Here is a 17,752-nt window from a genome sequence, read left to right as displayed (position 1 = left end):
CCTGGGCACGGTCGGCGGGCGCCGTACGCGCGGCGCCGGCCGCGGCCGCCGGGCCGACCGCCCGGTCCGCGCCGCTCACGAGCCCCTCTCACCCACCCCGGCGCAATAGATGTTCTCTTCTCAGAGAATTACGTTTCCGATTACTGACATTGTCATGTTCATTCACGCTACTCTTCGGGCGACCCGCACACCCCTACGGCTTGCCGGAGTCCTCCCATGTCCGAGAACAGCTCCTCCCGCCCCCTCGCCGGGCTGACCCGCCGCCGACTGCTGGGCACCACCGCCCTCGGTGCCGCCGCGGTGGGCGGCACCCTCGCCGGCACCGGGACGGCACGCGCCGCAGTCTCCCCCGCCGTGACCGAACTCCGAGAGCGGGCGGTGGTCGTCGGCACCGGCTTCGGCGGTGGTGTCACCGCGCTGCGGCTGGCCCAGGCCGGCGTCTCCACCCTGGTCCTGGAACGGGGACGGCGCTGGCGGACGGGCCCCGACGCCACCACGTTCTGCCGCTTCGCCACCATGGACAACCGTTCCGCCTGGCTCACCGACCACCCCGTCGTCGGAGGCGTCGACAAGACGTGGACGCCGTACACCGGAGTACTCGAAGCCGTCGTGGGAAACGGCATGACCGCCATGTGCGGAGCGGCGGTCGGCGGCGGTTCTCTCATGTACCACGGGATGACCCTGCAGCCCACGAAGCAGGCCTTCGCGGCCTCCGTCCCGGTGGCGGCCGGACTCTACGACGACCTCGCCCGGTGGGCGTACCCGCTCGTCTCCGCGATGCTCGGCGTCTCCACCGTCCCCGACGACATCCTCGCCTCCGACCCCTACAAGTCCTCCCGGCTCTTCCGGGAGGTCGCCCCCGCGGCGGGTCTGACCCCGTTCGAGGTGCCGCTGCCCATCGACTGGCGCTATGTCCGGGGCGAGCTGACCGGTCGGTACGAGGCGACCTACACCACCAGCGACATCGCCTTCGGTGTCAACAACGGCGGCAAGCACTCCATCGACGTCACCTACCTCGCGCAGGCGGAGTCGACCGGGCTGGTACGGGTGGCGCCGCTGCACGTGGTGCGAGACCTCGCGATGGGCGCGAACGGCACCTGGGTGCTGTCCGTCGACCGCATCGACACCGGCGGTGCCGTCCAGGAGCGGATCCGGATCACCGCGGACGCCGTGTTCCTCAACGCGGGCTCACCCGGCACCACGCGTCTGCTGGTCAAGTCCCGCGCCAAGGGCCTCGTGCCGGACCTCCCGGACGCCATCGGGACGCAGTGGGGCAACAACGGGGACCGCATCTGGGCCTGGATCAACCCGTCCGGCGACGCGGGCACCCAGCAGGGCGGACCGGCCTGTGTCGGCGGACGCGCCCCGGACAGCGCCATCCCCCTCACCGTCGTCCATGCCGGATCCCCCATCCGGCAGGAGGGCGTCACGGCCATGACGGTGGTCGGCTTCGGCGTGGTCGAGGGCGCGGGCACCTGGACCTACGACGCCGGCACCGACGACGCCGTCCTGACCTGGCCGGCCGACGCCGATGCCGCTCTCCAGAGCCTCATCGCGGCCCGTATGCGGGACATCGCCACCGCGGGCGGCGGCATCATGATCGACACCAACGCCCAGGCCCCCTCGACCTGGCACTCCTTGGGCGGTGTCCCCATGGGCGACGCCGTCGACCTCACCGGCCGCGTCCTGGGGCACAAGGGCCTCTACGTCCTCGACGGCGCCCGCATCCCCGGCTCCACCGGCGCCTGCAACCCGTCCATGACCATCGCCGCGCTCGCGGAACACAGCATGCGGACGATCATCATGAAGGACGTCGGACGGGTCTTCTGAGAACCCGGGACGGATCGTTCGGCGGGAGACGCACCCACCACGGGTCCGTACCGGAGCTGTCGTCCGGCACGGACCCGTACCCGGGGTCGCGTCCTCAGCCCTGCCGGAGACGTTCCTTCATGTCGTCGAGCCGGGTCAGAATGGGGAAGCCGCCCACGCTGAGCGCGTTTCCGTGCCCGGTCTGGTGGATGTCGAACACGGCCTGGAGCGCGGCGTAGAAGCCCTGGACGTCCTGCGTCTGGTTGACGGCCCGCTTGGCCTGGCGCAGTCCGAAGGGCGGCATCGTCGCGATCCGCGCCGCCAGTTCACGGGCCGAGTCGTCCAACTGGTCGAGCGGGACCACCTTGTTCACCATTCCCGTCTGCTCGGCCTCGCGGGCGGTCAGCGGCCGGCCGGTGAAGAGGATCTCCTTGGCCTTGCGCGGACCCAGCTCCCAGGTGTGGCCGTGGTACTCGACCCCGCCGATGCCCATGTGCACCACCGGGTCGGAGAACTCGGCGTTCTCCGCGGCCACGATCAGGTCGCACGGCCAGCACAACATGAGCCCGGCCGCGATGCACTTGCCCTGGACGGCGGCGATGGTGGGCTTGGGGATGTTGCGCCACTTGAGTGTGTACTCCAGGTAGCGGCGCGTCTCGTGGTCGTAGATCCATTCCAGGGTGATCTCGCCGGGTCCGGGCCAGCGGTCCTTGAGGTCGTGCCCTGCCGAGAAGTGGCGTCCGTTGGCCCGCAGCACGACCACGCGGACCTCCTCGTCGCGGGCCGCACGGCTCCAGGCGGCGTCCAGGTCGTCGAGCAGGGCCATGGTCTGGGCGTTGGCGGCCTCGGGGCGGTTGAGCGTGATGACGGCGACGCCGTCCTGTGCTTCGTAGAGGATGTGGTCCATGACCGGCGTCCTAACGCGGTAGGCCGAGGATGCGCTCGGCGATGATGTTGCGCTGGATCTCGCTGGTCCCGCCGGCGATGGTGCCGGCGAAGCTGCGGGCATAGCGCTCGAACCAGCTGGAGACGAAGACCTCGTGGTGCAGATGGTGGTACGGGCCGGTGCGCGCGGGATGCCTCAGGGCGTCGGCGCCGTGCTCCTCCAGGGCGTGCAGGGACGCGTTCTGGACGGCTTCGGAGCCGAGCAGTTTGAGGACCGAGATCTCGGCGGGATCACGGTCCGGCCCCAGCTGCCGGTGGCCGAGCAGGCGCAGGGCCGTCAGGTCCGTCAGGAGCGTGGCGTACCACTCCTGACCGGCACCCACGTCCGCGGCATCGCGCACCAGGTCCTCGAGGCGTTCCGCGTACGACAGCCACAGCAGGGTGCGTTCGTGCCCGAGGGAGCCGTTGGCCACCCGCCAGCCCTCGTTGAGGGGCCCCACCAGGTTCTGGCGCGGCACGCGTACGTCGGTGAGGAAGACCTCGTTGAAGTCGAGGTCGTCCTCGGCGGCGATCGACCCGAAGGGCCGGCGCACGACGCCGTCGGCGGCGGTCGGGATCAGCAGCGCGCTGATCCCCCGGTGCTTGGGGGCGTCCGGGTCGGTGCGCACGAAGGCGAGGAGCACGTCGGCGTCGTGGGCGCCGGAGGTCCAGATCTTCTGCCCGTCGACCGTGAAGGTGTCCCCGTCGAGGACGGCCCGGGTCCGCAGGGAGGCCAGGTCGGAACCGGCCTCGGGTTCGCTCATGCCGAGGGCGGCGGTGATCTCGGCGCGCAGGATCGGCACGGCCCAGCGGCGCTTCTGCTCGTCGGTGCCGAAGGTGAGCAGGGAGGCGGCGACGATGCCGAGTCCCTGCGGATTGAAGCTGTGGTAGATCCGGCGGCGGGCCAGTTCCTCCAGGTGGGCGAGCTGCTGGGGCAGGGTGGCGTTCCGGCCGCCGTACTCGGGCGGCTGCCCCGGCAGCAGCCAGCCGCCGTCGAAGAGGGTGCGCTGCCAGCGGCGGGCCCAGCCGGGCACGTGGGCGCTGGAGCGGGAGCGTTCGCGGGCCTCCGCCTCGGTGGGCAGGTGGGCGTCGAGGAAGGCGGAGAACTCCGCGCGGAAGTCCTCCACCTCGGGGTCGTCGGCGAGCTTCATACGGTCAGCAGGACCTTCCTGTGGGCGGACGCGGTGCCGAGCAGCAGGTCGCAGGCCTGGGCCCGCTTCAGGTGCAGCTGGAGTTCGTTCTCCCAGGTGAAACCCATGGCGCCGAAAAGCTGGAGACCGTGCCGGAAGACCAGCCGCTGGCACTCCCCCGCCGCCGCCTTGGCCATGTGCGCGGCCCCGGCGCGACGCGGGTCGTCCTCGGCGATCGTGAGCGCGGCGAAGTGGGTGAGGGCGCGAGCCCGCTCGACGGCCACGTACATGTCGGCGGCCTTGTGCTTGACCGCCTGGAACGAGCCCAGTGCCCGGCCGAACTGGGTGCGCCGCTTCACATGGGCGAGGACCAGGTCGAGGATGCGGCGGCAGGCGCCGACCGCGGTGGCCGCCAGGCCCGTCAGGGCGAGGTCGGGGACGCCCGCGGCGAGGGTCCCCGCGTCCACGTGCGCCACATGCAGGTGGGGGTCGAAGACATCCACCCTCTTCGCGCCGAGGTCCGCTCCGCGGACGACGGTGACACCGTCCGGTGTGAGCAGCGCGACCTCGTCGGCCCGGTCGCCGTCGAGGACGTAGCGGCCGGTGCCGTCCAGGACGGCCGTGCCGGATCCCGCGGGCAGCCGCCCGGCCAGCGGCGCGAACCAGGTCGCGGTGGCCAGGAACGGGGTCGGGTCGGCCGCGTACCCCAGCTCCTCCAGGATGAGGACCAGTTCGACCGGCGGCGCCTCCAGCCAGCCCAGCCTCCGATAGGTCTCCCACTGGCGGTCCTCCGGCTGCGGCCGCACCTTCGCGACCGTCTCCCGCACCGTGCGGCGCAGCAGACGCTGCTCCTCGTCGAGTTCGAACTCCACGCCCGGCCTCCGGTCTCCCGCGTGCTGGTGGCTCTCTCCGACCCGGGCGAGAATACCATTCTCGGTTTTGAGAAGTAAGACTCTTGTTACGTGCGGAGCCTGATTCGGTAGGGGCAGCGCCACTACTTTTCACATGTGTGGAGTACGGTTCTGCCATGAGTGCCGTCCCAGCCGAACCGGTCGAATCCCCTGAGCCCGCATGGCGGCAGCGCGCCGTCGAGCGATCCACACGAGCCGCGAAGCAGCGCGCCGAACAGCGCGTACAGCGCTTCCTGGACGCGGCGCAGGAACTGATCGCCGACAAAGGGACCACCGACTTCACCGTGCAGGAGGTCGTGGAGCGGTCCCGTCAGTCGCTGCGCAGCTTCTACCAGCACTTCGACGGCAAGCACGAGCTGCTGCTCGCCCTCTTCGAGGACGCCCTGTCGAAGGCGGCCACCGAGACTCGGGAGAAGATCTCGGCCGTGACGGACCCGCTGGAGCGGCTGAGAGTCGCGGTGGATCACCTGTACGAGTCCTCCACCCCCCGCGAGGGGCAGCAGTCCCCCCTCTTCACCGACTTCGCCATCCAGCTCCTGGTCGGACACCCGGACCAGGTGGCCAGCGCCCACCTGCCGCTGCTCGGCCTGTTCACCGAACTGGTGGAGGACGCGGTCACCGCCGGCCGGGCCGTCGCCCCCAGGCCGCGCCGCACCGCCTCCCTGATCATGCAGACGGCCATGTTCACGGCTCAGGCCCCCGCCGCCCCGGTCGGCGCACAGCCATCCCGCATCGGCGCGGAGGACGTGTGGGAGTTCTGTCTGGGCGGCATAACCGGTACGGGAGGGGGCACCGCCCCCGGCACGGCCGGGACCGCCGCGCCCAGGAAGACCACGACCGCCCGGAAGACGGCGTCGAAGAAGACCGCCGCCAGGAAGTCCGCCGCACCCGGGACCGCGGGCCGCGGCACCGCCTGACACCGTCCGGTACGACTCGAAGGGTCCGCATCCATGCGGGCCCTTCCCCTATGCCAGGAACTCCTCGGGCACTGCAACCGCCGCCCCCCTCACGGCAGTTGACGGTGCCTTTCGGTCTGACCTTTGATATGTTTCACACATCAGCAACCGGCAGAGGGGTTCCCCGCCGTGGATTTCGAGCTGACCGAGGACCAGGAGACGATCCGCAAGGCCGTGGCCGGTCTCCTGCGCGACTTCGACGACCGGTACTGGATGGAGAAGGACCGTGACCACGCCTTCCCCTACGAGTTCTACGACGCCGTCGCCGGCGGCGGCTGGCTCGGCATCACGATCCCGGAGGAGTACGGGGGTCACGGTCTGGGCATCACCGAGGCCTCCCTGCTGCTGGAGGAGGTGGCCCGCTCCGGGGGCGGGATGAACGCCGCCAGCGCCATCCACCTGTCGGTCTTCGGCATGCATCCCGTCGTGGTGCACGGGTCCGAGGAGCTGAAGCGCAGCACTCTGCCCCGTATCGTGCACGGCGACCTGCACGTCTGTTTCGGGGTGACCGAGCCCGGCGCCGGCCTGGACACCACGAGCATCACGACGTACGCCCGGCGCGACGGGGACCACTACGTCGTCAGCGGCCGCAAGGTGTGGATCTCCAAGGCGATGGAGTCGGAGAAGATCCTCCTGCTGACCCGCACGTCACGGCGTGAGGAGGGCGCGAAGCCGACGGACGGCATGACGCTGTTCCTCACCGACCTCGACCGTGACCATGTGGAGGTCCGCCCGATCCCGAAGATGGGGCGCAACGCCGTCACCTCGAACGAGCTGTTCATCGACGAGCTGCGGGTTCCCGCCGGGGACCGGGTCGGCGAGGAGGGCCAGGGCTTCCGCCATCTGCTCGACGGCCTCAACCCCGAGCGGATGCTGATCGCCGCCGAGGCACTGGGCATCGGCCGGGTGGCGCTGGAGCGGGCGGCCGCCTACGGCCGTGACCGTGAGGTGTTCGGCCGCCCCATCGGGATGAACCAGGGCATCCAGTTCCCGCTCGCGGACTCGCTCGCCCGGCTCGACGCCGCGGAACTGGTGCTGCGCAAGGCGACCTGGCTGTACGACCACGGCCGCCCCTGCGGGCGGGAGGCGAACACCGCCAAGTACCTCTGCGCCGACGCGGGGTTCACCGCCGCGGACCGCGCCCTGCAGACCCACGGCGGGATGGGGTACTCCGAGGAGTACCCCGTGGCCCGCTTCTTCCGCGAGGCCCGGCTGATGCGGATCGCCCCGGTCAGCCAGGAGATGGTCCTCAACTACCTGGGATCCCATGTCCTGGGGCTGCCCCGCAGCTACTGATCCTTCCCCTCTGTGACAAGGAGTCAGGGATGACCGACCGTACGGGACTGTTCGACCTCGCGGGCCGCTCGGCCCTCGTGACGGGAGCCGCCGGCGGGATCGGCTCCGCGGTGGCGGGGGCCCTGGCCCGCGCCGGGGCCGCGGTGCTCGTCACCGACAGGGACGGCGAGGCGGCGGCGGCCGTCGCGGAGAAGCTGTCCGCCGCGGGCCTGGCCGCACACGGCGCGGCCCTCGACGTGACAAACCGGACGGCCGCCGACGACGCGGCGTCCCGGGCCGCCGCGCTCACCGGCGGAACACTGCACATCCTCGTCAACAACGCCGGGGTCACCGCGCCCGCCATGTTCGACAATCTCGGGGAGGACTCCGTCCGGCGGCTGCTCGACATCCATGTGATGGGCGCCTTCCACTGCACGCAGGCGGCGCTGCCGTTCCTGGCGACGGACGGCACCGGACGCGTCATCAACGTCACCTCCTCGGCCGGGCTGACCGGCACCCTCGGCCAGGTGAACTACTCGGCGGCGAAGGCGGGCGTCATCGGCCTCACCAAGTCGCTCGCCCGCGAGCTGGCCCGCAGGCGCATCCTCGTCAACGCCCTGGCCCCGCTGGCGGCGACCCCGATGACGGAGACCATCCGCACCGACCCGAAGTTCGCGGAGCGCATGCTGGCCCGCATTCCGCTCGGCAGGTGGGCGGAACCGGACGAGGTGGCGGGGGCGTTCGTGTTCCTCGCCTCCGACGCCGCCTCGTTCGTCACCGGGCAGGTGCTGCCGGTGGACGGCGGGCTGGTCATGTGACAGGTCCGGGCCCGGCTGTGTTGAATGGTCCGGCCGAAAGGGACGCCCGACGAGAGGCCCGCACCGTGTCCAGCGCCGAATCCACCCCGCCCGCACCGCGCTTCGGGCCGCTCACCGTTCCGAAGGCGTCGGACGTCCTGGCGGGTGAGGTCCGCGAGCGCATCCTGTCCGGGGAGTTCGGCGAGGGCACGGCGCTGCCCCCGGAACGCCGGCTCGTGGAGCAGACGGGACTGAGCCGCGCGACGGTGCGGGAGGCGCTGCGCATCCTGGAGGTCGAGCGGCTGGTCGAGATCCGGCCGGGGCGCGGGGGCGGCGCCTTCGTGCACCGGCCGGGGCGCGAGTCACTGGCCGACACCGTGCGCCTGGTGATCCGGGGACAGCGGATCCGTCTGGAGGCCCTGCACGAGACCCGCGAGGCGATCGAACCGGCCTGTGCGGCGCTGGCGGCCCGGCGGCGCACCGAGCAGGACCTCGCGGACCTGGAAGCCGCCCACACGGAGCTGGTGGAGGCGGGTGACGACGTGCCCCGGTTCCTGCGCGCCAACATCCAGTGGCACAACGCCGTGGCCAAGGCGGGCGACAACGAGCTTCTCATCGGCTTCCTGGCCGCCCTCTCGCAGTCCATCCACGCCTCCACCGACCTGGCGCAGTTCATGGACGCCGACATCCGCCGGCTCACCGCGCGCGCCCACGCCCGGATCACGGAGGCGATCCGCGCGGGGGACGCGGAGGCCGCACACCGGCGGATGAGCCGCCACGTGTGCGGCTTCGCACGGGCCGCCACCGAGGTGGACGGGCGGGAACTGGTGGACCTGCCAAAAACCGACGACTGACCCCTGCCCCGCGCGGGGCAGGCGCACGTCCGCACGGCAGAGGGCCGCCCGGCTCAGCTCATACGAGAATTATGTTCTCGTTTTTCGGCAACACCATTGACAGTATCGGTCTGACCTTTAATACCATCGCCGCATGAGCGACGTGAGCCCCGCCCTGACCGTGGCCGCCGACGGCGACGTCCGCGTCGTCACCCTGAACCGACCCGACCGACTCAACGGAGTCTCGGAGGAACTGCACCGCCGGCTGTCCGAGGTGTGGCGTGAACTCGCCGACGACCCGAAGGCCCGGGCGGTCGTCCTGACCGGGGCGGGACGGGCGTTCAGTGCCGGCGGCGACTTCGACCATCTGCTCCGCCACCACGACGACCCGGAGTTGCGGGAACGCTCCATCCGGCTCGACCGGAGCATTCAGACGGAGATGATCCGCTTCCCCCTGCCGGTGGTCGCGGCGGTCAACGGGCCCGCCGTGGGGCTCGGTTGCAGTCTCGCCCTGGGATGCGACCTGGTCCTGATGGCCGAGGACGCCTACCTCGCCGACCCCCATGTGTCGGTCGGTCTGGTGGCCGGCGACGGCGGCGTGACCCTGTGGCCGCTGCTGACGAGCCTGCTGCGCGTCAAGGAGTACCTCTTCACCGGCGACCGCATCCCGGCGGCCACCGCCGTCGGCCTGGGCCTGGCCAACCGCGCTGTTCCGCCCGGCGACCTCATGGACGAGGCCCTCGCACTCGCCCACCGGCTCGCCGCCCAGCCCGCGGAGGCGCTGCGCGCCACCAAGGCGGCACTGGCGGCGGTGGTGGAGCAGGTCTCGCGCGGCGGCATGGAGGCCGCGCTGCTGGCCGAGCGGTCCACGATGACCAGCCCGGACCACATCCGCGTCATCAACGAGCTGGCCTCCCGGGCACGCCGCCGCCCGGCCGCCCCCGAGGAGGACTGACCGTGGAGACCGAGGAGTTCACCCTGGTCCACGACATGCTGCGGTCGTTCGCCACCCGGCACCGCGTCGGCTCCGCGGACGGGATCAGCCCGCGGACCCGCGCCACCGCCCGGCGGGCCCTGGACGAGCTGGGCCTCGCGGAGCTGCGCCGCGCCTCTCCGCCCGCCGCGACGGTCCAGGAGTGCGCGCTGCTCGCCGAGGAACACGGCCGGCACCCGCTGACGACGTCTCTGCTCGGCACCGCACTGCTCGCACCCGAACTGCTGCGTCTGCTCGACAGCGCCCCGACGCCGTCCCGACCCACCCTCGCGCTGGCCCCTGATCTGCGCTTCCCCGGCCCCGACCACCGGTCGCCACTGGTCGCCTGGGACTGCGACGCGGCCGACTGCGCGCTGCACGTCGCTCCCGACGGCACCGTACGGCGGCTCACCCTCGGACCGCCCACCCGGACCGCCGACCTGCTGCGCGCGGTGTGCACGGCCTCCGGCGAAGGTGACGGCGAGACCGTGGGACACCTCGCCCCCGAGGCCCTGCAACGCTGGCAGGCATACGCCCTGATCGTGGTGGCCGCCGAACTGGTCGGCGCCGCCGACGCTTTCACCGTGCTGAGCACCGACCACGCCCGTGACCGCCGCCAGTACGGCCGGCGGATCGGCTCCTTCCAAGCCGTGCGGCACCTGCTGGCCGACGCGCGGGTCCGCGTCGAGGCCTGCACCAGCGCCGTCCGGTACGCGGCCTGGTGCCTGGACCACGAACCGCCTCAGGGGGCGCTGGCGGCGGCCCGGGTGGCCAAGGCCGAAGTGAACGTCTCGGCCGTCGAGGCGGTGTACGCGGGCATGCAGGTATTCGGCGGCATCGCCCAGACCTGGGAGCACATGGCCCATCTGTATCTCCGCAGGGTCCTCGTGGGGGCCACCCTGCTGGCGACCACGAGTGACCTCCTGCCGGCCCTGGCCGAGCCCTCACCCACGAGGACGGAGCCGCACCTCATGGGAGCCGGCCGTCTCCCCTCCGCCGCGGCCGCATCGGAGGCGACTCGATGACCGTCCTCCCCCTGGACTTCGGCGACAGCGCCGATCTCGAACGCCTGCGCCGCGGCTTCCGCGCCTGGCTGGCGGACAACCCGCTCCCCGCGCGCACCCCTGGTGAACCGGTCCCCGTCTTTTTGCATCGCTGGCACCGCATCCTGCACTCCGGTGGCTGGGTCGGCCTGGACGTGCCGCGGGAGTACGGCGGACGCGGCCTCACCTCCCTGCACCAGGTCGCGATCAGCGACGAACTGGGCGCGCGGGGTGCGCCCGGAGTGCCCCGCATCGGGTATCTCGCCCACGCCCTGCTGGAGTTCGGCTCCGCGGAGCAGCGACATCGCCTGCTGCCGCGCATGCTCGCGGGCGACGACGTCTGGTGCCAGGGCTTCAGCGAACCGGGCGCCGGCTCGGACCTGGCCGGAATGAGCACCCGGGCCGACCGCGGCGCGGACGGCCGGTACACCGTCAACGGACAGAAACTGTGGACCAGTTACGCCCAGTACTCCCGTCTCTGTCTGCTGCTGGCCCGCACCGACCCCGACGGCCCGCCCCACCGGTCCCTCTCGGCGTTCGCCCTGCCGCTGGACCGCCCCGGCGTGACCGTCCGCCCGCTGCGTGCCGCCAACGGGGACGACGAGTTCTGCGAACTGTTCCTCGACGACGTACACCTCGCGGAGTCCGAGCGCATCGGTCCCGAGGGAGCCGGGTGGGCCCTGGCGATGACCACCGTGGCCTACGAGCGCAACGCACTCGACACCGGCCACCTGCCGAAGTACGGGCTGCTGATCGAGCGGATGCGCCACCACGCCCTCGAGCACCGCGGCACCCTCCCCGACGGGCTGCTCTCCGACATCGGCCGGTGCGTCGTCGACTACCAGGTCCTGGTGGCCCACTCCCGCCGCCGCACGGCCGAGCGCCTGGCGGGCCGGGCCGCGGGCCCGGAGTCCTCGGTCGACAAACTGCTGATGACCCGCACCGAACAGCGGCTGTACGAGACGGCGCTCAAGGTGTTCCCCGAGGAACTGCACGGGCCGGGCGGCGAGGTGTTCGGCGACTACCTCTACTCCAGGGCCGCGTCCGTCTACGGCGGGACGTCCCAGATCCAGCGGAACATCATCGCCAAGCGGCTGCTGGGCCTGCCGGCCGACGGCCGCGGCTGAACGGAGTCCCCTCATGCGACACGACCTGGAATTCCGGAGCATCCCGAACGTGGTGAGAGTGGCCGCACAGCGGTTCGCCGACGCGACGGCACTCGTCGAAGCAGACCGGCGTCTGAGCTTCCGGGAACTGCGGGACCACATGCTCCGAGCCGTCTCCGCAGCACAGGCGCTGGGCATCGGACCGGGCGACCGGGTCGGCCTGTGCGCGCCGAACTCGGTGGAGTGGATCGTGGCGGCCCTCGGCATCCAGGGGGCCGGGGGTGTCGTCGTACCGCTCAACACCCGTTTCAAGGAACAGGAGTTGTCCTACATCCTGCGCAGATCCGGGGCCAAGGCCTTGTTCGCCGCGTCCTTCGTGGGCAACGACTACACCACCGGCCTGAAACGCGCCGACCCGTCGCTTCCGGCCCTGCGGACCACCGTGTCGCTGCTGGAGACACCCGGCGGGGCCGACCTGACGTGGAACGCCTTCATGGACCTGGGCACCGGGCGGCCGTCGGCGGCGCACGAGGCCGTCGACCGGCTCGGTCCGGACGACGTCAGCGACGTGATGTTCACCTCCGGCACCACCGGGCACCCCAAGGGCGTCGTCCTCACCCACGGACAGTCCCTGCGCGCCTACGGCTGGATGTCCACCGAGTACGGCTTCCGCACCTCGGACCGTTTCCTGGTGGTGCCCCCGTTCTTCCACTGCTTCGGCTACAAGGCGGGCTGGCTCTCCTCGTTCCTGCACGGGGTGACAGTGCTCCCGATGGCCGTCTTCGACGCGGGACGGGCGCTGGAGCTGATCGAACGGGAACGGGTCAGCATCCTGCTCGGCCCGCCCACCGTCTTCCACGACCTGCTCCGTCACCCCGGCCGCCCGGACCGCGACCTGTCGTCCCTGCGGGTGTCCATGACGGGCGGCTCCACCATCCCCGGATCCCTGATCCACGCGATGAAGAAGGACCTGTCCTTCGACATCGTGCTGAGCGCCTACGGACTCACCGAGGCGACCGCGCTGGTGACCTCCACCCGCGTCGGCGACACCGAGGAGACGGTGGCCCGCACCACCGGCCGCCCCGTCCCGGACGTCGAGGTCCGCCTCACCGACACCTCGGGAGCCGAAGTACCACCGGGGCAGGACGGGGAGATACAGGTCCGCGGCTACAACGTCATGCGGAGCTACTGGGACGACCCGCAGGAGACCGCCGCCGCCGTCGACGCCGACGGATGGCTGCACACCGGTGACATCGGGCATCTCGACGCGGCGGGCAACCTCGTGATCGTCGACCGCAAGAAGGAGATGTACATCGTCGGCGGCTTCAACGCCTACCCGGCCGAGATCGAGAAGCTGCTGCTCGCCTGCGAGCACATCACACAGGTGGCGGTCGTCGGCGTGCCCGACGCGCGCCTGGGCGAGGTGGGCTGCGCCTTCGTCGTCCCCGCACCGGGAGCCGACCTCACCGCGGAGGACGTGGTGGCGTGGGCGCGTGCGTACATGGCCAACTTCAAGGTGCCTCGGCATGTGCGGTTCGTGGACGCGCTGCCCCGCAACGCCGGCCTGAAGGTCCTCAAGGACGACCTGCGGGCCCGGTACCAGCAGGGGGAAGCCCGATGAGGAACGGGCCGCTGGCCGACGTCACCGTGGTGGCGCTGGAGCAGGCCGTGTCCGCGCCGATGTGCACCCGAACCCTCGGTGACTTCGGCGCCCGCGTGATCAAGGTGGAGAACCCCGAGGGCGGAGACTTCGCACGGCACTACGACGACGTGGTGAGAGGTCTCGCGGCGCACTTCGTCTGGGTCAACCGGGGCAAGGAGTCGGTCGCGCTGGACCTGAAGTCCGACGCGGGCCGCGCCGTGCTGCACCGGCTGCTGGACCGCGCCGACGTGCTGGTCTCCAACCTCGCCCCCGGAACCACCGCCAGACTGCAGCTCTCCCCCGCCGACCTGGAGATCCGGCACCCGGACCTGATCGCCGTCGAGATCGACGGGTACGGGCCCGGCGGTCCCCTCTCCCACAAGCGCGCCTACGACCTGCTGGTGCAGGCCGAGGCGGGCGCCTGCGCGGTGACCGGGCACCCCGGAATGCCCGCCAAGCCCGGTCCGCCGGTCGCCGACGTGTGCAGCGGCCTGTACGCGGCCCTCACCGTCCTGGCCCTGCTCCACGGCAGGGGGCGCGGGCAGCTCACCCCCTCCGCCGCGGTGAGCATGTTCGACACCATGACGGAGCTGATGGGGTATCCCCTGACGTACACCCGGCACTCCGGTGTCCAGCAGCAGCCGCTCGGCATGAGCTCACCCGCCGTCGCCCCCTACGGCGCCCACCGGACCGCCGACGGCCACACGGTCGTCCTCGGCACCACCAACGACCGCGAATGGCGGCGCCTGGCAGGGGAGCTGCTCGCCCGGCCGGACCTCGCCGACGACGAACGCTTCCGTACGAACGCCGGCCGGGTCGAGCACCGGGCCGTCCTGGACACCGAGATCTCCGCCTGGTGCGCCCGACACGAGCTGGCCGACATCCAGGCCCGCGCGGACGCCGCCGGTATCGGCAACGCCCGCTACAACACCCAGACCGACGTCCTCGTGCATCCGCAGCTCGCCGCCCGCGACCGGTGGCGGACGGTCGGCACACCGGTCGGACCGGTGTTGGCCCTGCTCCCGCCTCCCGTCGTCACCGGGTACGAACCCTCCATGGGAGCGGTCCCGGCCCTGGGCGAGCACACCGATGCCGTGCTCGGCGAACTCGGCTTCTCGGACGACGAGATCAAGGCACTCCGCGAGCAGGGAGCCGTAGGATGACCGTCCTCCTCACCGACGACGCGGACGGCGTACGGACCCTGACGCTGAACCGCCCGCACCGCAGGAACGCGATCGACGCCGAACTGTGGGAAGCCCTGCGCACCGCTCTCGACGACGCCGGACGGGACCGGGAGGTGCGCGCCCTGGTCCTCACCGGCGCGGGCGGGGCCTTCTGCTCGGGCGCCGACATCTCCCAAGGACTCAGCAGCAGCCATCCCCTGTACCGCATGCGCACGCTGACCGACGTCACACTGCTGCTGCACGACCTGCCCGTGCCGACGGTCGCCAAGGTGACCGGAGTGGCGGTGGGCGCGGGCTGGAACCTCGCCCTGGGGTGCGACCTGGTCGTGGCGACGCCGGAGGCGAGGTTCTCTCAGATCTTCACCCGGCGGGGGCTCTCCCCCGACTGCGGCGGCTCCTGGCTGCTGCCGAGGCTCGTCGGCCTCCAGCAGGCCAAACGCCTCGCACTGCTCGCGGAGACGATCAGCGCCGAGGAGGCCCGTGCCCTGAACCTGGTGACCTGGGTGGTGGACGCGAACGAGGTGGACGCCTTCGTTGACCGCCTCACCGCGCGCCTGGTGACCGGCGCTCCGGTCGCGCTCGCCCAGACCAAGGCGCTGCTGAACGAGAACACCGACCGCTCCCTGCGGGAGGCGCTCGCCGGCGAGGCACGCGCGCAGGGGGTGAACTTCGCGACCGCCGACGTACCCGAGGCGTACGCGGCCTTCGCCGACGGACGGGATGCCCACTTCACCGGCCACTGGGCGGTGCCCGGCGCGACGGCCGGACGATCGGAGGACGAGACATGAATCGGGAAGCCGTGATCGTCGGGGCGGTCCGCACCGCCGTCGGCAAGCGGGGCGGCGGACTGGCCGGCACCCACCCGGTGGACCTGTCCGCGACCGTGCTGAACGCCCTGGCGGAGCGGACCGGGGCCGATCCGGAGGTGGTCGACGACGTCGTCTGGGGCTGCGTGTCCCAGATCGGCGACCAGTCCGGCAACATCGGCCGCTACGCGGTGCTCGCGGCGGGCTGGCCGGAGAGCATCCCGGGCACCACGGTCAACCGGGCCTGCGGATCGAGTCAGCAGGCGCTGGACTTCGCCGTGCAAGCGATCCTGTCGGGCCGGCAGGACGTGGTCGTGGCCGGCGGTGTGGAGGTGATGAGCCGGGTGCCGCTGGGAGCCGCGAAGGCGGACGGGATGCCGTACGGCCCGCAGGTCCTCGACCGCTACCAGGGTTTCTCCTTCAACCAGGGGATCTCGGCGGAGCGGATCGCCCGGAAGTGGGGCTTCTCGCGGGAGCGGCTCGACGCCTGTGCCGCGCTCTCGCACGAGCGCGCGGCGGCGGCACAGGATGCCGGGGCGTTCGACGCGGAGATCGTGCCCGTGGCGGGGATCCGGGCCGACGAAGGGATCCGACGCGGCACGAGCGTGTCGACGCTCGCCGGGCTCAAGCCCTCCTTCCAGGAGGACGGCGTGATCCACGCGGGCAACGCCTCACAGATCTCCGACGGCGCTGCGGCGCTGCTGGTGACCACGGCGGAGAAGGCACGGGCTATGGGGCTCGCCCCCCTGGTCCGCTACCGGGCGGGCGCGGTGGTCGGCTCCGATCCCGTACTGATGCTCACCGGGCCGATCCCGGCCACCGAGAAGGTGCTGCGCAAGGCGGGCCTCGCCCTCGGGGAGATCGGTGTCTTCGAGGTGAACGAGGCCTTCGCCCCCGTCCCGCTGGCCTGGCTCGCCGAGACCGGCGCGGACGTGGAGCGGCTCAACCCGCTCGGCGGCGCCATCGCGCTCGGCCACCCGCTGGGGGCGTCGGGTGCGGTGCTGATGACCCGCATGATCCACCACATGCGCGCGCACGGCATCCGCCACGGCCTGCAGACCATGTGCGAGGGCGGCGGCACCGCGAACGCCACCGTCGTCGAACTGGCCGACTGACGACGGGAGTCACCGTGCGCAGAGACGTCTTCACCGCCGACCACGAGGAGTTCCGGAAGCTGGTCCGCGACGTGGTGGCCAAGGAGGTGGTACCGCACTATGCCGAGTGGGAGAAGGCCGGTCGGCTGCCCCGTTCGTTCTTCGAGCAGCTCGGCTCGCTCGGCCTGCTGGGCATGGCCGTCCCGGAGGAGTACGGCGGCGGCGGCCGGCCCGACTACCGCTACAACGTGGTCCTTCAGGAGGAGGCGGCCCGCGCCCTCATCACCCTGGGCACGGTCCGCACCCAACTCGACGTCGTCCTGCCCTACTTCCTCTCCTACGCCGACCGCGCCCAGCGCGAACGCTGGTTCCCGGGGCTCGTCTCCGGCAGACTCCTGACCGCCATAGCGATGACCGAGCCGGGCACGGGCTCCGACCTCGCGGGCATCCGCACCACCGCCGTGCGGGACGGGGACGCCTACGTCCTGAACGGCGCGAAGACGTTCATCACCGGCGGTCTGCTGGCCGATCTGGTGATCGTGGTGGCGCGCACGTCCCACGATCCCGGCGAGCGGAGAGCCGGACTGACCCTGCTGGTGGTGGAGGACGGGATGCCGGGCTTCACGCGCGGACGGACGCTGGACAAGATGGGCATCAAGGCCCAGGACACCGTGGAACTGGCGTTCGACGATGTCCGCGTCCCCGTCGCCAACCGGCTCGGCGAGGAAGGCCGCGCCTTCACCTACCTCGGGCACAATCTGCCGCAGGAACGGATGACCGTGGCGGTCGGCTCCGTGGCGCAGGCGCGGGCGGCGCTCGACACGACACTGGCCTACGTCAAGGAGCGCAAGGTCTTCGGGAACCCGGTCGCGTCCTTCCAGAACACCAAGTTCGAACTGGCCGCCGTGGCCGCCGAGGTGGAGGCCGCGCAGGCCGTGCTCGACCGGGCCGTGCTCGAACTGGTCGACGGCCGGCTCTCCGGCGCCGACGCCGCCAAGGTCAAACTCTTCTGCACCGAGATGCAGGCCCGCTCCGTCGACCGATGTCTCCAACTGTTCGGCGGGTACGGCTACATGCTGGAGTACCCGATCGCCCGTCTGTACGCGGACGCCCGCGTCACCCGCATCTACGCCGGGACGAGCGAGGTCATGAAGGTCATCATCGCCAAGTCACTGGGGTTGTGAGACATGGAGGACTTCTCGTCCCGGCCGGGCGTCGCCCTCGTCGCGGGCGGCACCGGCGGCATCGGCGCGGCGGTCGTCCGCACCC

At 71.6% G+C, this 17,752-nt stretch carries 16 protein-coding genes; 13 read left to right on the top strand and 3 right to left on the bottom strand.

Translation table 11 applies throughout. From position 1 onward, the window contains the following. Positions 1–216 precede the first annotated feature (216 nt). Positions 217–1,830 (top strand): GMC oxidoreductase, encoded by a 1,614-nt coding sequence (locus ABZ862_RS35755; RefSeq protein ID WP_360967874.1) that lies wholly within the window; start codon positions 217–219, stop codon positions 1,828–1,830. A gap of 94 nt (positions 1,831–1,924) precedes the next feature. Here the strand turns inward: ABZ862_RS35755 and ABZ862_RS35750 are convergent, their stop codons facing one another. Genes ABZ862_RS35750 through ABZ862_RS35740 form a run of 3 tightly spaced genes read right to left on the bottom strand, consistent with a single transcriptional unit; the run spans position 1,925 to position 4,735 of the window. Beyond that, entirely contained in the window at positions 1,925–2,716 is a 792-nt protein-coding gene (locus tag ABZ862_RS35750) for an enoyl-CoA hydratase (protein WP_360967872.1), read from the bottom strand. Between the two features lie 10 nt (positions 2,717–2,726). After that, positions 2,727–3,884, bottom strand: coding sequence for an acyl-CoA dehydrogenase family protein (locus tag ABZ862_RS35745; protein ID WP_360967869.1), 1,158 nt, complete (start codon positions 3,882–3,884; stop codon positions 2,727–2,729). Further along, positions 3,881–4,735 carry an acyl-CoA dehydrogenase family protein gene (locus ABZ862_RS35740; RefSeq protein ID WP_360967866.1) on the bottom strand — a complete coding sequence of 285 codons (855 nt, stop codon included), beginning with the start codon at positions 4,733–4,735 and terminating at the stop codon, positions 3,881–3,883. The genes ABZ862_RS35745 and ABZ862_RS35740 overlap by 4 nt, the downstream gene beginning before the upstream one ends. A 155-nt stretch (positions 4,736–4,890) precedes the next feature. Here ABZ862_RS35740 and ABZ862_RS35735 point away from each other — a divergent pair, with 155 nt between their 5' ends. The 12 genes from ABZ862_RS35735 (at position 4,891) to ABZ862_RS35680 (ending at position 17,667) form a co-directional block, all read left to right on the top strand. After that, positions 4,891–5,691, top strand: a complete 801-nt coding sequence (locus ABZ862_RS35735; RefSeq protein WP_360967863.1) for a TetR/AcrR family transcriptional regulator — start codon at positions 4,891–4,893, stop codon at positions 5,689–5,691. A 168-nt stretch (positions 5,692–5,859) separates the two neighbouring features. After that, positions 5,860–7,026, top strand: a complete 1,167-nt coding sequence (locus tag ABZ862_RS35730; RefSeq protein WP_360967860.1) for an acyl-CoA dehydrogenase family protein — start codon at positions 5,860–5,862, stop codon at positions 7,024–7,026. 29 nt (positions 7,027–7,055) lie between these two features. Continuing rightward, entirely contained in the window at positions 7,056–7,823 is a 768-nt protein-coding gene (locus ABZ862_RS35725) for an SDR family NAD(P)-dependent oxidoreductase (protein ID WP_360967858.1), read from the top strand. A 65-nt stretch (positions 7,824–7,888) separates the two neighbouring features. Next, positions 7,889–8,656 carry an FCD domain-containing protein gene (locus ABZ862_RS35720; RefSeq protein ID WP_360967856.1) on the top strand — a complete coding sequence of 256 codons (768 nt, stop codon included), beginning with the start codon at positions 7,889–7,891 and terminating at the stop codon, positions 8,654–8,656. A gap of 133 nt (positions 8,657–8,789) precedes the next feature. Beyond that, positions 8,790–9,590, top strand: a complete 801-nt coding sequence (locus tag ABZ862_RS35715) for an enoyl-CoA hydratase/isomerase family protein (RefSeq protein ID WP_360967853.1) — start codon at positions 8,790–8,792, stop codon at positions 9,588–9,590. Between the two features lie 2 nt (positions 9,591–9,592). Then, positions 9,593–10,633 (top strand): acyl-CoA dehydrogenase family protein, encoded by a 1,041-nt coding sequence (locus tag ABZ862_RS35710; protein ID WP_360967851.1) that lies wholly within the window; start codon positions 9,593–9,595, stop codon positions 10,631–10,633. Then, positions 10,630–11,778 (top strand): acyl-CoA dehydrogenase family protein, encoded by a 1,149-nt coding sequence (locus ABZ862_RS35705; protein WP_360967848.1) that lies wholly within the window; start codon positions 10,630–10,632, stop codon positions 11,776–11,778. The genes ABZ862_RS35710 and ABZ862_RS35705 overlap by 4 nt, the downstream gene beginning before the upstream one ends. A 13-nt stretch (positions 11,779–11,791) precedes the next feature. Further along, complete coding sequence (locus ABZ862_RS35700; RefSeq protein WP_360967846.1) at positions 11,792–13,378, top strand: FadD3 family acyl-CoA ligase; 1,587 nt, start codon at positions 11,792–11,794, stop codon at positions 13,376–13,378. Beyond that, positions 13,375–14,562, top strand: a complete 1,188-nt coding sequence (locus ABZ862_RS35695) for a CaiB/BaiF CoA-transferase family protein (protein ID WP_360967843.1) — start codon at positions 13,375–13,377, stop codon at positions 14,560–14,562. The genes ABZ862_RS35700 and ABZ862_RS35695 overlap by 4 nt, the downstream gene beginning before the upstream one ends. After that, positions 14,559–15,371, top strand: a complete 813-nt coding sequence (locus tag ABZ862_RS35690) for an enoyl-CoA hydratase-related protein (RefSeq protein ID WP_360967840.1) — start codon at positions 14,559–14,561, stop codon at positions 15,369–15,371. Before ABZ862_RS35695 ends, ABZ862_RS35690 begins: the two co-directional genes overlap by 4 nt. Next, positions 15,368–16,504 carry a thiolase family protein gene (locus ABZ862_RS35685; protein WP_360967838.1) on the top strand — a complete coding sequence of 379 codons (1,137 nt, stop codon included), beginning with the start codon at positions 15,368–15,370 and terminating at the stop codon, positions 16,502–16,504. The genes ABZ862_RS35690 and ABZ862_RS35685 overlap by 4 nt, the downstream gene beginning before the upstream one ends. Before the next feature lie 14 nt (positions 16,505–16,518). After that, positions 16,519–17,667, top strand: a complete 1,149-nt coding sequence (locus ABZ862_RS35680) for an acyl-CoA dehydrogenase family protein (RefSeq protein WP_360967835.1) — start codon at positions 16,519–16,521, stop codon at positions 17,665–17,667. The last annotated feature ends 85 nt before the right edge of the window (positions 17,668–17,752 follow it).

Source organism: Streptomyces sp. NPDC047000 (genome assembly GCF_040644295.1).
GTDB lineage: Bacteria > Actinomycetota > Actinomycetes > Streptomycetales > Streptomycetaceae > Streptomyces.
Note: the sequence above shows the minus strand (reverse complement) of the source record. Positions and strands in the feature narration are given on the sequence as shown.

Bases quoted from the DNA above. Each gene is read 5' to 3' on its own strand.
- ABZ862_RS35755 (WP_360967874.1), top strand. From the start codon at position 217: ATGTCCGAGAACAGCTCCTCCCGCCCCCTCGCCGGGCTGACCCGCCGC.
- ABZ862_RS35750 (WP_360967872.1), bottom strand. From the start codon at position 2,716: ATGGACCACATCCTCTACGAAGCACAGGACGGCGTCGCCGTCATCACG.
- ABZ862_RS35745 (WP_360967869.1), bottom strand. From the start codon at position 3,884: ATGAAGCTCGCCGACGACCCCGAGGTGGAGGACTTCCGCGCGGAGTTC.
- ABZ862_RS35735 (WP_360967863.1), top strand. From the start codon at position 4,891: ATGAGTGCCGTCCCAGCCGAACCGGTCGAATCCCCTGAGCCCGCATGG.
- ABZ862_RS35725 (WP_360967858.1), top strand. From the start codon at position 7,056: ATGACCGACCGTACGGGACTGTTCGACCTCGCGGGCCGCTCGGCCCTC.
- ABZ862_RS35715 (WP_360967853.1), top strand. From the start codon at position 8,790: ATGAGCGACGTGAGCCCCGCCCTGACCGTGGCCGCCGACGGCGACGTC.
- ABZ862_RS35705 (WP_360967848.1), top strand. From the start codon at position 10,630: ATGACCGTCCTCCCCCTGGACTTCGGCGACAGCGCCGATCTCGAACGC.
- ABZ862_RS35700 (WP_360967846.1), top strand. From the start codon at position 11,792: ATGCGACACGACCTGGAATTCCGGAGCATCCCGAACGTGGTGAGAGTG.
- ABZ862_RS35695 (WP_360967843.1), top strand. From the start codon at position 13,375: ATGAGGAACGGGCCGCTGGCCGACGTCACCGTGGTGGCGCTGGAGCAG.
- ABZ862_RS35690 (WP_360967840.1), top strand. From the start codon at position 14,559: ATGACCGTCCTCCTCACCGACGACGCGGACGGCGTACGGACCCTGACG.
- ABZ862_RS35685 (WP_360967838.1), top strand. From the start codon at position 15,368: ATGAATCGGGAAGCCGTGATCGTCGGGGCGGTCCGCACCGCCGTCGGC.